At 67.9% G+C, this 13604-nt stretch carries 16 protein-coding genes, 1 pseudogene and 1 riboswitch; of the genes and pseudogenes, 7 read left to right on the top strand and 10 right to left on the bottom strand.

What is annotated here, in order from left to right:
* Positions 1-112: pseudogene (locus K9U41_RS17955) on the top strand (IS630 family transposase); the annotation flags it as partial.
* Between the two features lie 183 nt (positions 113-295).
* On the opposite strand, the gene K9U41_RS17950 reads toward K9U41_RS17955, so the two are convergent.
* The 6 genes from K9U41_RS17950 to thiO form a co-directional block, all read right to left on the bottom strand.
* The gene (locus tag K9U41_RS17950) at positions 296-1045 is read right to left on the bottom strand and encodes a carbonic anhydrase (RefSeq protein ID WP_282642243.1); all 750 of its coding nucleotides are present in this window, start codon (positions 1043-1045) and stop codon (positions 296-298) included.
* 179 nt (positions 1046-1224) lie between these two features.
* Complete coding sequence (locus K9U41_RS17945) at positions 1225-2883, bottom strand: FAD-dependent monooxygenase (protein ID WP_282642242.1); 1659 nt, start codon at positions 2881-2883, stop codon at positions 1225-1227.
* Positions 2884-2947: 64 nt separating this feature from the next.
* A complete protein-coding gene (locus tag K9U41_RS17940; RefSeq protein WP_282642241.1) occupies positions 2948-4126 on the bottom strand; it encodes a thiamine phosphate synthase in 1179 nt (392 codons plus the stop codon).
* Positions 4127-4129: 3 nt separating this feature from the next.
* Positions 4130-4921, bottom strand: coding sequence for a thiazole synthase (locus tag K9U41_RS17935; protein WP_282642240.1), 792 nt, complete (start codon positions 4919-4921; stop codon positions 4130-4132).
* Between the two features lie 61 nt (positions 4922-4982).
* Entirely contained in the window at positions 4983-5192 is a 210-nt protein-coding gene (gene thiS / locus K9U41_RS17930) for a sulfur carrier protein ThiS (protein ID WP_282642239.1), read from the bottom strand.
* 5 nt (positions 5193-5197) lie between these two features.
* Entirely contained in the window at positions 5198-6403 is a 1206-nt protein-coding gene (gene thiO, locus K9U41_RS17925) for a glycine oxidase ThiO (protein WP_282642238.1), read from the bottom strand.
* Positions 6392-6491, bottom strand: a riboswitch (TPP riboswitch). It overlaps the preceding gene by 12 nt.
* A 103-nt stretch (positions 6492-6594) precedes the next feature.
* On the opposite strand from thiO, the gene K9U41_RS17920 reads away from it, so the two are divergent.
* From K9U41_RS17920 to K9U41_RS17900, 5 genes are all read left to right on the top strand, one after another.
* Positions 6595-7218, top strand: a complete 624-nt coding sequence (locus K9U41_RS17920; protein ID WP_282642237.1) for a glutathione S-transferase family protein — start codon at positions 6595-6597, stop codon at positions 7216-7218.
* 83 nt (positions 7219-7301) lie between these two features.
* The gene (locus tag K9U41_RS17915) at positions 7302-7742 is read left to right on the top strand and encodes an NUDIX domain-containing protein (RefSeq protein ID WP_282642236.1); all 441 of its coding nucleotides are present in this window, start codon (positions 7302-7304) and stop codon (positions 7740-7742) included.
* Positions 7743-7971: 229 nt separating this feature from the next.
* On the top strand, positions 7972-8943 hold the full coding sequence (gene sppA / locus K9U41_RS17910; RefSeq protein WP_282642235.1) for a signal peptide peptidase SppA: 972 nt from the start codon (positions 7972-7974) through the stop codon (positions 8941-8943).
* 100 nt (positions 8944-9043) lie between these two features.
* A complete protein-coding gene (ihfB, locus tag K9U41_RS17905; RefSeq protein WP_012114247.1) occupies positions 9044-9328 on the top strand; it encodes an integration host factor subunit beta in 285 nt (94 codons plus the stop codon).
* Positions 9329-9334: 6 nt separating this feature from the next.
* Positions 9335-9655 (top strand): lipopolysaccharide assembly protein LapA domain-containing protein, encoded by a 321-nt coding sequence (locus K9U41_RS17900; RefSeq protein WP_282642234.1) that lies wholly within the window; start codon positions 9335-9337, stop codon positions 9653-9655.
* Positions 9656-9689: 34 nt separating this feature from the next.
* Here the strand turns inward: K9U41_RS17900 and cysW are convergent, their stop codons facing one another.
* The 3 genes from cysW to K9U41_RS17885 form a co-directional block, all read right to left on the bottom strand.
* On the bottom strand, positions 9690-10562 hold the full coding sequence (gene cysW, locus K9U41_RS17895; protein WP_282642233.1) for a sulfate ABC transporter permease subunit CysW: 873 nt from the start codon (positions 10560-10562) through the stop codon (positions 9690-9692).
* 1 nt (position 10563) lies between these two features.
* Entirely contained in the window at positions 10564-11430 is an 867-nt protein-coding gene (gene cysT / locus K9U41_RS17890; protein ID WP_282642232.1) for a sulfate ABC transporter permease subunit CysT, read from the bottom strand.
* 216 nt (positions 11431-11646) lie between these two features.
* Positions 11647-11982 carry a hypothetical protein gene (locus tag K9U41_RS17885; RefSeq protein ID WP_282642231.1) on the bottom strand — a complete coding sequence of 112 codons (336 nt, stop codon included), beginning with the start codon at positions 11980-11982 and terminating at the stop codon, positions 11647-11649.
* Positions 11983-12230: 248 nt separating this feature from the next.
* On the opposite strand from K9U41_RS17885, the gene K9U41_RS17880 reads away from it, so the two are divergent.
* Entirely contained in the window at positions 12231-13265 is a 1035-nt protein-coding gene (locus K9U41_RS17880) for an aspartate-semialdehyde dehydrogenase (RefSeq protein ID WP_282642230.1), read from the top strand.
* Positions 13266-13333: 68 nt separating this feature from the next.
* Here the strand turns inward: K9U41_RS17880 and K9U41_RS17875 are convergent.
* On the bottom strand, positions 13334-13604 hold a 271-nt coding region (locus K9U41_RS17875), incomplete at its 5' end, for an EamA family transporter (protein ID WP_282642229.1).

Here is a 13604-nt window from a genome sequence, read left to right as displayed (position 1 = left end):
TGCCGAGCGCACCGTCGAAGGCCTGTGGGCAGCCATCGGACGTATCGCAGATCTCTTCACGCCGCAGGAGTGCCGGAACTTATTCGAAGCCGCTGGATATGATCCAATATGATCGGCTACCGCTCTAAGCCGTCGCATCCACGGCACCGGCGGTCGACCGACGCCGAGAGGACGCCGCTCCGCAACCCGGGCGGGCCCGGTTTGCGGCTCTCAGGACGGGTTCCGGCAACAGCCGGAGACCGGCGCGGCGTGGGCTCGTACCAATGGGCGGAGGCAAGCTCGTCGCCCGTCGCCCTCAATCGATCCGCAGCAGGAAGCGCCGGTTCACCGCCTGCAGCGGCCGGGCATTCATGGGGAAGATGGCGCGGAAGGCGGCAATGTCGGCCTCGCTCACCTCGATGGGCGTTGCGAAGACGTTCCAGTCCACCACCTCGGAACAGGGCGGCGTGGTCAGCGAGCCTTCGTAGCGATAGGTGGCCCGCTGCGCCGGCAGGAATGCCGTGGCGTCGAGCGACGCCTTGAGCGGCGTGGCGCCTTCCGTCGTGGGCGCCGCCTTCATCACCTCCGCGAAGCCGGCATTGGCCTTGCCGGCCTTCATGAACACGCCCACCACGAGCAGATTGCCATCGGGCGCCTCATGGACGAAATGCGCCTCCATGGCGATGCGCTCCCCGTTCAGGGCATGCTCGCTCGGCGCGTGGAAGTGGAACTGGCGCAGGCTGTAGGTCTTGCCGCCCATGGTGGCCGTTCCGGCGTCCCCCACCACGTCGGCCTGGATGGCGTGCCCGTTGTTGACGATTCTGAAGGCGTCGGGCTTCCAGGCCAGCGTCGGCCCCGCGCCCGCGGCCTGCACCGCCCCTTCCAGATTGATGGGCGACTGCTGGCTGCCCACCGCGCAGGCCTGGAAGCCGCTTTCCAGCGAACCCCATTCCTGCGGGCCGCCGTGGCCCTCATAGGACCAGTGCGCACCGGCCGCGAGCGCGGTGCTGGCGCAAACCGGGCACGAGACGAGGCCCGCAAGCAAAGTGCGGCGTGTAACGGCCATGACGTTCCCCCCTTACGACATCCGAATTGCATCGGTGGCCGAAAGCTAGACCATGAGCTGCAGGGATGGAAACAGTGGTGTCGCCATTTCATCGGCAAATTCGGCTCGAACGTTTGGCCTCGATCCCCATGCACCCTGCCGAATACCACCACCCCTACACTGCAGATCCCGGGGTTAACCTACTCCGCTCCCACCACCTGACGCAGTGCGACATCCGCCTCGCCCGCATGTCCCCGCCAGGCGAGATAGCCATCCGGACGCACCAGAACGGCCGCGCCCGCGCGCAGACCGTAGGCGGCGGCACAGGACCCCGCCTCATCCTCCACGAGGCTCACCCCATGGGGATCGGGAAGGCTGGCCCCCGCCGGCGCCACCGCCACCACCCGCACCGGCAGGTTGCTACCGGCCAGCCGCGCCCCGAGGGCCTCCATGGCCGCAAGCGCATCCCGCGTCCCGTCAACGGCCACCACCGCCACGAAATCCGTGCCACGCAGCAGATCGAACATCCGAAGCGGCGCCCCGACACCCCGCCGCCTCAGGCCCTGGGCGTCTGGCGCCCGGTCCCCGGCCACCGGGAACCGGTCGCCGGGCAGCCCTTCGGGCACGGCGGCGCCGCCCGCCAGCGCCGCGCCGGCAAGGCCGGCATAGGACAGCCGGATCTGGGTATCGGCCAGCCGGTCACGGGCGCCGCCCGAGCCGCCGATGTTCATGCTTTCGGCGACGGTGCGGGCGATCACGTCTTCGGCCACCGGCCGGCGCTCGGCCTCGTAGCTGTCGAGGAGCGCCGCGGGCGCCTTGCCCCGCATTGCCAGCGCCAGCTTCCAGGCGAGGTTGTAGGCGTCCTGGATGCCGGTGTTCATCCCCTGCCCGCCGGTGGGCGGATGGATGTGGCAGGCATCCCCCACCAGGAACACCTGACCGTCGCGATAGCGCGCCGCCAGCCGCATGGAGATGCGGAACTGGGACGACCAGCGCAGGTCGCTGGCGACGATCTGCCCCGGCGCGATGCGATCGGCCACCTCCTGGAGGTCCGCCAGCGACGGCCCCGGCCGCTCGGACTGGATGCCGTGGGCCTCGCCCGACCCTGAAGCGGCAAGGCTCTCCGGCGCCAGCATGGAGACCCGGTAGCGCCCGTGCTCCGGCAGCGGGATGGCGATGAACAGGTCGGGCGCCGTATCCTCGCGCAGGCGCATGAGGCGCAGGGCGATGCCGCGCGCCGGCTTCAGGTCGCCCGGGAAGGCGAGATGCACGTCGCCCAGCATGAAGGGATAGGGAAAGGCATCGCCCTCGAACGGGATGCCGAGGGCATGGCGCACGAAGCTGTGGGCGCCGTCGCAGCCCACCACGAAGCGGGCATGGGCGACATCCTCCCGCCCGTCCGGCCCGGCGAGGTCGAGCCGCACCCTCTCCCCCGCCTGCACCAGGCCGTTCACCGCGACGCCCCGTTCCACGGCGATGCCGAAGCCGGCGAGATGGTCCGCCAGGATGCGCTCGGTCACGGGCTGGGGGATGCCAAGAGCGCCATAGGGCAGGTCGCAGAGATCGGTGGCGATGGTCCGCGCTGGCGCCCCGTCCACGGCCAGGGCGAGCCCGCCGAGCCAGAGACCGGCGTCGATCATGGCGCGGACGACGCCCATGTCCTCATAGACTTCCAGGGTCCGGGGCGTGACGCCCAGCGCGCGGCAGAAGATGGAGGGGGCGGCGGCCTTCTCCAGGATGCGGCAGCGCACCTTGTGCCGCGCCAGTTCCGCCGCCAGCGTGAGCCCCACCGGGCCGGCGCCGACCACGATCACATCCGCCGGTGCCTGCGCCGAATCCTGCCCCGAGTGCTGCCCCATGCCCGCCTCCCCCGTTTTGGGCAGGGTTCAGCTTTTGGCCCGCGCATGCAAGGCCTCGTCGGGATCAGGCGCGCTCAGACTCGGGGGCCTTGCTGCTCCACGCCGCAAGGAGCGCCGAAAATTCAGCCGCCGGATCATCCGCCCGCATCACCGAGCCCATGACCGCGAGGCCCGCGGCCCCGGCGTCGCGGCAGGAGCAGGCGTTGGCGGGCGCGATGCCCGCAAGGGCGATCACCGGAACCGGAGAGGCGGCGACAAACTGGAGCAAACCTTTTGGTCCGAAAGGGTCACGTGTATCGGGCTTGGACTCCGTCTTGAAGACCGGGCTCACAGTAATATAATCGACAATATTGTCATCAATGTCCTGCGCCTGAGCTTCGGTATGCACGGAAAGACCAATAAGAACACCTTCTCCCAGAATCTGACGCGCTTCCGAGACATCGCTACCGTCAGGAAGATGAACTCCATCGGCCCCGACATCCTTCGCAAGCTGAGCGGACCCATGGATGGACAGGAGTAAATCTCTATTTTTTGGCAACGCCGCCCGCAAATCCACGAACAAATCTATCTGTCTCGCCTCCGGAAGATCTTTTTCTCTAAGACTTATCCAGCGACAGCCAGCATCATACGCCTTGCACACGACTCTGCTAAGCTGCTCCTTGATGATTTCTTTCCTATCAGTGATAAGCATGATGCGCGGATCAGGAAGAGCCAGATCCGCCATGTGGTCCTTCAGAGCCGATCGGCCCCAAAGTACTCTGTCAGCGTCGCGAAGCGAGACCGCGCCAGGAACGGCAGCCATAACTTTAGTTTTGAAAGCCTGATAGGAAGACCACAACTCCTCTTTAAGGCCACACTTCTTGTCCAAATCGTAAGAAAGACCAACCTCTCTGCAAACCCGGCGATCATAGATCGTGAAATCGTCCGGATAAAATACAGACAGGATAGCAGTCGCTGTAGGGAGATAAAATTTCCAATTATCTATCAAAATCGAAAGCCTACTTTTATCATCCAGAGCTAATCTCAGTTGATTTATAATTTTGTCAGCTGACATGTAAATAGATTTAGATTCCATAATACGCTCAATTCTATCACGATGATAGGTCTTCGCCCTATTCGCCTTCCAGACGAGAATTGCATAAAAATCGATGGGGTCTATATTATCACCGGCCTTGAAAGCATCGTGTATCCTCGGGAAAAGGCGGTGCTCAATATCATAATAATCGCGATAGTCGGTGACCATAGCTCAGCTCCCCACCAGCCCGAACTCGGGGCTGGAGGCCTCCGCATGCAGCTTCTTCGGAATGCGGCCCGACAGGCGGGCGAGGCGCCCGCCCTCCACGGCATAACGGAAGGCGGCGGCCATGCGCACCGGATCATGCGCCTTCGACACCGCCGTGTTGAGCAGCACAGCGGAGCAGCCCAGCTCCATGGCCAAAGCCGCGTCGGAGGCGGTGCCGATGCCGGCATCCAGCACCACGGGCACCGGCGAGCGGGCGCAGATCAGCTCGATCATGTGCGGGTTGGCGATGCCGAGGCCGGTGCCGATCATGGAGCCCAGCGGCATCACGGTGGCGGCGCCGAGATCGGCCAGCTTCTGGCAGGTGACGGGATCGTCGTTGCAATAGGGCAGCACCACGAAGCCGCGCGACACCAGTTCCTCGGTGGCCTTCAGCAGCTCCTCCACATTGGGATAGAGCAGCTCGCGGTCGCCGATCACCTCCAGCTTCACCCAGTCCGTCTCCAGCGCCTCGCGGGCCAGCTCGGCGGTGAGCACCGCATCCTTTGCGGTCTGGCAACCGGCGGTGTTGGGCAGGATGTGGACGCGGCCGGAGAGCAGGTCGGTCAGGCTCTCCTCGTAGCCGGCAAGGCTGATGCGGCGGATGGAGGCGGTGGCCATCTGCGATCCCGACGCCTCCAGCGCATCGAGAAACACCTTCTGGTTGGGATAACCCGCCGTGCCGAGGAACAGGCGCGAGGAAAAGCTGCGCCCGGCGATGACGAGCGGGTCCGCGGGAGGGGAGGAATTGGCGTTCATGATGATGTTTCCCGGCGCCGGCAGGGGGCGCCCGTTTGTTAGGGCCAGGCGGTCGAGGCGGTCAGCCGCCCTGCTTGGCCTCGATGATTTCCACCGCGTCGCCGGCTGAAAGCGCCGCCTCGCCCCAGGTGCGGCGTGGCACCACGGCGCCGTTCACCGCCACCGCGATGCCCTTGCGCTCGGGATCGAGGCCCTTGGCGCGCAGCAGGTCGGCCACGGTTAACACCGCGTGGTCCTCGGGCGTTCCGTTCACCTTCAGGGCAAGCGCCATCGTGCTCACTCCGCCGCCGCGCGCGGGGCGAAGCGCGCTGCGCCGAACGGCGCCGCCACGTCCGCCATGCGGCCCGACAGCACACAATCGGCGATGACCTGCGTGGTCACCGGCAACAGCAGGATGCCGTTGCGGTGGTGGCCGGTGGCATATATCAGGCCGTCCACCTCCGCGCTCGGGCCGAGGATGGGGGCATCGTCCCGGCTGCCGGGGCGGAAACCGACCCATTGCTCGATGATGGTCAGCTCCTCCAGGGTCGGCAAAGCGCGCCACGCATTGGTGAGCAGCGCCAGCTGGCCGCCGGCGGTGAGGTCGGTGTCGAAGCCCTTTTCCTCGGTGGTGGCGCCGATGATGAGCCGGCCATCGTGGCGCGGCACCAGATAGGCACCGGGCGCCCACAGCACATGGGAGAGGATGGGGGCGGCGGGGTCCATGCGCAGGGCCAGCATCTGGCCCTTGATGGGCCGCACCGGCAGCGGCGCGGCGGGGGCGATGTCGATGCCCCGGCTCCAGGCCCCGGCGGCCAGCACCGCCACGTCGGCCGCGTGGAGCGTATCGCCCGCCACCAGGCCGGTGACGCGGCCGCCGACAGTCTCCACCCGCGAGACGGACGTGTGCTCGTGGATGCGCACGCCGGCCTTCAGCGCCGCCACCTTGAGGGCGGTGGCCACCTTGCGGTTGTCCACCTGGTGGTCCTCAAGGGTGAGGATGCCGCCGGCGAGCCGGGGCGAGAGATAGGGCTCGCGCCGCCGCACCTGCGCCGCCGTGAGCCATTCCACCGGCAGGCCGAGGGACTGCTGGAGGGCGAACAGGTGCCGCAGCCGCGCGAGGTCGTCGGCGGTGAGGGCGATGGTGAGGGTGCCTTCCGTGCGCAGGTCCACCGGTGAACCCGCCGCCTGCTCCAGCGCGGCGGCAAACGCCGGCCACAGGAGCTGGCTGGCGCGATTGAGGGCGAGCAGGCCCTCCTCCCCCGGCTCCGCCTCGGCACAGGCGGCGAGCATGCCGGCGGCGGCGCGGCTGGCGCCCTGGCCGGTCTCCCCCGCCTCGAAGACATCCACCGGGCAACCCGCCTGCGCAAGACGCCATGCGAGGGCAAGGCCGATGACCCCGCCGCCGGCAACGGCCACCCGCGGCCGCACTGCCGTCTGGCCGAAAGCTCCCGAGCCGGCTGAAGAAGAACTGGACGTAAAGGTCGACAAGCTGGCGCTCATCGGCGTCTCCCTACGCTGGAATGACCCAGACAGGTTCGATGGGTGTGATCTCAGCCGCGCATGATGCGTGGCACCCCAGGCCGTTCTGGTATTATCCATGCCTGAGCCGGGATCGCAAGGCCCCGCGGGCGGACTCGACACCCGCATCTGTTCCCTATATGTTCCGGTCTAATCACCGGGGGAAGACTTACATGAAGCTCTATTGGGCGCCGCACACGCGGGCTTTCCGCATTCTCTGGCTGATGGAGGAGGCCGGAGCGCCCTACGAGCGGGAGCTGGTGGATATACGCGATGGCGCGCAGGACGCTCCCGCCTTCCGGCGCATCAATCCCATGGGCAAGGTGCCGGCGCTGAGCGACGGCGATGCTCACCTCGCCGAGAGCGGCGCCATCTGCGCCTGTGTGGCCGAACGGGTCCCGGCGGCGAACCTCGCCCCGCCCGTGGGCGATCCGCTGCGGGCGCGCTACCTCTACTGGATGTTCTTTTCCGCCGGCTGCATGGAGCCGGCCTTCCTGCAGAAGATGAAGGGCATCGAACTGCCCAAGAGCGCCGCCGGCTGGGGCAGCTTCGACCTCGTCATGGAGGTGGTGGAAGAAGGGCTCAAGGACGGCCCCTATCTGCTCGGCGAAGCCTTTTCGGCCGCCGACATCATGCTGGCCATGGACCTGTGGTACGCCATTAACCTGCTCAAGGTGGTCACGCCCACGCCGCGGGTGGCGGCCTATGTGGCGCGTTGCACCGCCCGCCCCGCCTTCCAGCGCGCCGAGGCCATCGAGGCGGCGGAACTGGCGGTTCGGGCGGCGGCGGCCGGATAGGCCCCGTTATACCGCGCAAGCCTGCCCGCATGCCGCGTGCGAATCGCGAGGCGAACTGAGCCGGCTTCGGCTATGCTTCGATCATGCTTCCGCTCTTCCACTTCCTCCGGCGCCTGCGTCACGGCATGACGCTCGGGGTGCGCGTGCTCGCCGTGGACGATGCGCAGCGGGTGCTGCTGGTGCGGCATTCCTATGTGGCGGGCTGGCACCTGCCGGGGGGCGGCGTCGACGTGGGCGAGAGCGCGGAGGACGCGGCGCGGCGCGAACTGAAGGAAGAGACCAACGTGGAGGCCGACGGGCCGCTCGCTTTGGCCGGCGTCTTCTTCAATCCCCGCGTGGGCGGGCGCGACCATGTGGTGCTGTTCCACACGTCCGGGCTTATCGTGGGTCCACGGCCGGAGCGCAACCTGGAGATCATCGCCGCCGAGTTCTTTGCGCCCGACGCCCTGCCGGAGGACCTTTCGCCCGCCACTAGGCGGCGCGTGGCCGAATGGCGCGGCGCACCGGCCGGCGACCGCTGGTGAATGCGCCCGGCTGCGGACGGGACGCGACGCCGCGGGAACCGCTTTTCGAATGCGGGGTTCCGGCAGTGGCTCCAGGGTGTGCCTTGACCAGGAGTGCCTTGCCTAAGAGTGCCGTCCCTACGAGTGCGGTGCCTACGAGTGCCTTGCCAACCCCGGGCCACCTGCTTAAGTGCGGCCCGTCGGTCCTGTCCGCCTTTGGCGGCCGGTGTGCCCTGAAGGAGCTTAAGTCATGTCGCTCGACGCGGACCAGATCGTCGAACGCCGCCGCCTGCGGCGGAAGGTCACTTTCTGGCGCACGCTGGGCGTGCTCGCCGCCGTCGCCGCCCTTGCGGTGGGCGTGGCTTCCGTGGCGGGCGACGGCGTCTCGGCCTCATCCCCCCACGTGGCGCGGGTGACCATCGGCGGCATCATCCGCAACGACCGCGCACGGGTCGAGCTGCTGGAGGAGATCGGCCGCTCGCGGGCGCGGGCGGTGATCTTGTCCATCGACAGCCCCGGCGGCACCGTCACCGGCTCCGAGCAAGTGTTCGACGCCCTGCGCCGCCTCGCCGAGAAGAAGCCGGTGGTGGCGGTGGTGGAAGGCATCGCCGCGTCGGGGGCCTATATCGCGGCGCTGGGCGCCGACCACATCGTGGCCCGGCGCAACGCGCTGGTGGGCTCGGTGGGCGTCATCTACCAGTATCCCAACGTCACCGAGCTGCTGAAGACCGTGGGCGTGACCATGGAGGACATCAAGTCCTCGCCGCTCAAGGCTTCGCCCAATCCCTACACCCCCACCACGCCGGAAGCGCGGGCGGCGGTGGATTCGCTGGTGAAGGACAGCTACGCCTGGTTCAAGGGCCTGGTGGGCGAGCGCCGCAAGCTCTCCGACGACAAGCTCGCCACCGTGACGGACGGGCGGGTCTTCACCGGCCACCAGGGGCTCGACCTTCAGCTGGTGGACGAACTGGGCGACGAACGCACCGCCCGGGCCTGGCTTGCCCGGGAAAAAGGCGTGCCGGAAAACCTCCGGGTGCGCAGCTGGCGCACGCGGGAGGTGGGCGACGAGTTCGGCTGGCTGCTCGGCGCGGCGCGCGGCGTGGTAGCGGCACTGGGTTTCCCCCAGGCGGCCGAGTTCCTCGCCCAGACCGCCCGCGGCGCCTTGGAGCGCGCCCAGCTTGACGGTCTACTGGCCCTCTGGCACCCTCGCACCGACGGGTGACAAAGGCTTGAAGCTCCTGCAATAAACACGGCAATCCGTCGCCGGAAGGCAGCCTGTCCGCCGAACCCAGCGGATCGTTCTCAAGGGAAATGCGGCCACCATGATCAAGTCCGAACTCGTCCAGAAGATTGCCGAGGCCAACCCGCACCTTTACCAGCGGGATGTGGAGAACATCGTCAACGCCATCCTGGAGCAGGTGGCCTCCGCCCTGGAGCGCGGCGACCGGGTGGAACTGCGCGGCTTCGGCGCCTTCTCGGTGAAGAAGCGCGACGCCCGCGTGGGCCGCAACCCGCGCACTGGCAAGCAGGTGGACGTGAGCGAGAAAACCGTTCCCTATTTCAAGACCGGCAAGGAGATGCGCGAGCGTCTCAACACTGGAAAGTAGGCGCCCGTGGGCCGCATCCTCTCCCTCCTCATCGGCCTGCCGCTCTCCATCGTGGCGGTGGCCCTCGCCGTGGCGAACCGCAAGTCCGTCACCCTGTCCCTCGACCCGTTCTCGCCGGATGCGCCCGCGCTCTCGGTGACGCTGCCTTTGTTCGCGCTGGTGTTCGCCGCGCTGATCCTGGGCGTGCTGGCCGGCGGCATCGTGGTGTGGGCGCGGCAGGGCCGCTTCCGCCGCGCGGCGCGCGAAGCCCGGCGCGAGCTGAAGCGGGTGACGCCCGCCCAGCAGCCCTCCTCCACCGCCCTCGGCCTGCCGGCCCCGCGGGGCTGAGGTCGGCGGCACCCGGTCCAGTCCAACGGGTGCATCAATGCCCCGGCCGCCGGGCCGGGGCCCGCTCTCCGCGCGCCCGCTCGGCGCGCTCGATGAGATATTTCGCCACCAGCGTGAACAGCGCCACGCCCGCCAGAACCGTCGCGGCGGCGAAGGCGGCAATGACGTGGCTGTCCTGGTAGAGAAGCTCGATCTGCAGGGCGAGGGTCGAGGTCTGCCCGCGGATGTTGCCCGACACCACCGAGACCGCGCCGAACTCGCCCATCACCCGCGCGTTGCACAGGGCCGCGCCATAGAGCAAGGCGAAGCGCACATTGGGCAGGGTGACCAGCCGCAGCACGTCGAAGCCGTTGGCGCCCAGGCTCACCGCCGCCTCTTCCTCGTCGCGCCCCTGCGCCATCATCAACGGCACCAGCTCGCGCACCACGAACGGCGCGGTCACGAACAGGCTGGCGAGGATGATGGCTGGCAGCGCGAACACGATTCTGATGTCGTGGGCCTGCAGGAACGGACCGAACAGCCCCTGCCCGCCATAGACGAACAGATAGGCGACGCCGGCCACGATGGGCGAGATGGAGAAGGGCAGCTCTACCACCGCCAGCAGCAGGTTGCGGCCGGGGAAGCTGAACTTGGTCACCGCCCAGGCCGCAGCGATGCCGAAGCCGACATTCACCGGCACGCAGACGAGGGCGGTGATGAGGGTGAGGCCGATGGCGTGCAGCGTATCCGGCCGCGCCAGCGCCTCGGCATAGGCTCCGAAGCCGCGCGCGAACGCCTCGGAGAAGATCACCGCGAGCGGCGCGATGAGGGCCACCGCCGTGGTGGCGAGCACCAGGGTGAGCAGCACCGCCCGCGTGCGCGCCCCATCGCCCACGCGGTGGCGGTTGCGGTTGACCGGAGCCGCCATCTCAGCCCTCCCCCAGCGCGCTGCGCTGGTGCCAGGCCTGCACCGCGTTGACCACCAGCAGCATGAGGAAGGCGAGCCCCAGCATGGTCACCGCGATGGCCGCGGCCGCCGCATAGTCATATTCCTCCAGCCGGATGAAGGTGAGCAGCGCCACGATCTCGGTGCGGAACGGCTGGTTGCCGGCGATGAACACCACCGCGCCGAACTCCCCCAGCGAGCGGGCGAAGGCGAGGGAGGTTCCAGCGAGGAAGGCGGGGAACAAGGTGGGGAAGATCACCTTCCGGAAGGTGGTGAGGTCGGAGGCGCCAAGCGTCGCCGCCGCCTCCTCCAGCTCCGGCTCCATGTCCTCCAGCACCGGCTGCACCGTGCGCACCACGAAGGGGATGGAGGTGAAGGCCATGGCGCAGACGATGCCCGCCGGCGCATAGGCCACCTGGATGCCCCATTGCGCCAGCGGCGCGCCGAACCAGCCGTTCTTCGCAAACAGCGTGGTGAGCGCGAGGCCCGCCACCGCCGTGGGCAAGGCGAAGGGCACGTCCACCATGGCGTCCAGCAGGCGCTTGCCGGGAAACTCGTAGCGCACCAGCACCCAGGCAAGGCCCAGGCCGTAGACCGCATTGAACAGGGCCGCCACGGCCGCGGTGGCGATGGTGATCTGGAACGACGCCAGCGTGCGCGGCGAGGTGATGATGGCGATATAGCCCCAGAACCCCACGTCCGCCGCCTTGAGCAGCAACGCGCCGATGGGCAGCATCACGATCAGGGCGAGGTAGAGCAGCGTCAGCCCCAGGGAGAGGCGGAAGCCGGGAATGACGCTGCGCCGGGCCCGGCCGGCCCCGGCCGGAAACGCGAAACGAAGGCGGGGCATGAACACGGCCCTGTTGGCTATCTGGCTTGGGGGAGAACGCGCCGGGCACGCTCCATGATGCGGCACCGCCGCGATCGAAGGGTCGTTATGGCGCGGCGCGATCTGGATGTCATTCCGCTGCGGGAGAAAAAATATCTCACACGAAGTGTATGTATTTTTCCGGCACAAAAAAGGGCCGCGTCCCTGCGGCCCTCTTCCACCCGTCTTTTCGCCGGATCAGTAGCCCGGCAGCTCGAACCGGCTCGGCAGCGGCGAACGGATGCCGCTGATGGGACCGGTGCCGGACGCGCCGCCGCCATCATAGGTCGGGTAGAACCAGCCCGGCGGCAGGGCGTAGTCCAGATAGGACTTGGAGCCGGGCTTCACCACGGTGCCGGCGTCCAGATAGGAGCGGCGGGTGATCTCGATGCGGCTGCGCTTCTTGACGGTGGTCTGCGCCGAAGCGTCATCCGCCGAAACGACAGAGGCGACGCCCGTCAGCGCAACGGCGGACGTCACCGCGAGCGCCAGCCGGAACGCCGCGGCGATGGTGAAGTACGGCGCGACACGCATGACAACCTCCCGAAACGGCATAACCGCCGCCCCTGCCTGAATTAGGACACTCTCGGCCCTGGTGCAAGGAAACGCGGGGCCATCCGGGGATGTTCCGCGAGCGTGGCGCCCTGCGCGTTGCGCTGGCGCAACAGTCCGCCGTCGGCTCGCGTTGGCGCACCCGCGCCATCTTCAAATTTGCAAGCGCGTGCCGTTCGGCCTAAAACCCCCGTTCCGGCCATCAGGGCCGGCAGATTCCGAGGACTATCATGGGTTACAAGGTCGCCGTCGTCGGCGCCACGGGCAACGTGGGCCGGGAGATCCTCTCGATCCTCGCCGAGCGGGGCTTTCCCGCGGACGAGGTGGTGGCGCTTGCGTCGCGCCGCTCGCAGGGCGTGGAAGTCTCCTTCGGTGACAAAACCCTCAAGGTGAAGGCGCTCGAAACCTACGACTTCTCCGACACCGACATCTGCCTGATGTCGGCGGGCGGGGCCGTGTCCAAGGAATGGTCGCCGAAGATCGGCGCGCAGGGCTGCGTCGTCATCGACAATTCGTCCCAGTGGCGCATGGATCCGGACGTGCCGCTGATCGTGCCGGAGGTGAATGCGGACGCCATCGTCGGCTTCACCAAGAAGAACATCATCGCCAATCCCAACTGCTCCACGGCGCAGCTGGTGGTGGCCCTGAAGCCGCTGCACGACGCCGCCACCATCAAGCGCGTGGTGGTCTCCACCTACCAGTCCGTCTCCGGCGCCGGCAAGGATGCCATGGACGAGCTGTTCACCCAGACCCGGGCCATCTTCGTGTCCGATCCGGTGGAGCCGAAGAAGTTCCCCAAGCGCATCGCCTTCAACCTCATTCCCCAGATCGACGTCTTCCTCGACGACGGCTCGACCAAGGAAGAGTGGAAGATGGTGGCCGAGACCAAGAAGATCCTCGATCCGAAGATCAAGCTGACGGCCACCTGCGTGCGCGTGCCGGTGTTCATCTCCCATTCGGAATCGGTGAACGTCGAGTTCGAGAAGGAGCTGTCCGCCGAGGACGCGCGCAAGATCCTGCGCGAGGCGCCGGGCATCCTCGTCATCGACACCCGCGAGCCAGGCGGCTACGCCACCCCGCACGAGGCCGCCGGCGAGGACGCCACTTTCATCTCCCGCCTGCGCGATGATCCGACCGTGGACAACGCCATCAACTTCTGGTGCGTGTCCGACAACCTGCGCAAGGGCGCGGCCCTCAACGCGGTGCAGATCGCCGAGGTGCTGGTGAACCGCAAGCTCATCACCGCCCGCAGCAAGGCGGCCTGAACGCGCCTGCGCATCCTGAAAGACCGTGAACGGCCCTCTCCGGAGGGCCGTTTTCGTTCGTGCGGCCGTCAGGGGATCGGATCGGCGGCGGGAGCCGGCCTCCGCCGCCCCACCCGCTGGGCGATGGCCACCACCAGCGCCACCGCGAGCGCGAACAGCAGGGTCTCGGCATCGGGCCGCTCGCCGTTGATGGGCCAGGCGAGGCCCACCGTCACGAAGGTCTGGAGCAGTTGCATCTGCCCCACCCGCGCGATGCCGCCCAGCGCCAGCCCGGCATTCCAGAAGAAGAAGCCGATGAACTGGCTGAACAGGCCGAGATAGACCAGCGCCGCCCACGAT

The organism is Xanthobacter autotrophicus (assembly GCF_029991245.1).
Classification (GTDB): domain Bacteria; phylum Pseudomonadota; class Alphaproteobacteria; order Rhizobiales; family Xanthobacteraceae; genus Xanthobacter; species Xanthobacter autotrophicus_C.
This window is presented reverse-complemented; position numbering and strand designations above follow the sequence as displayed.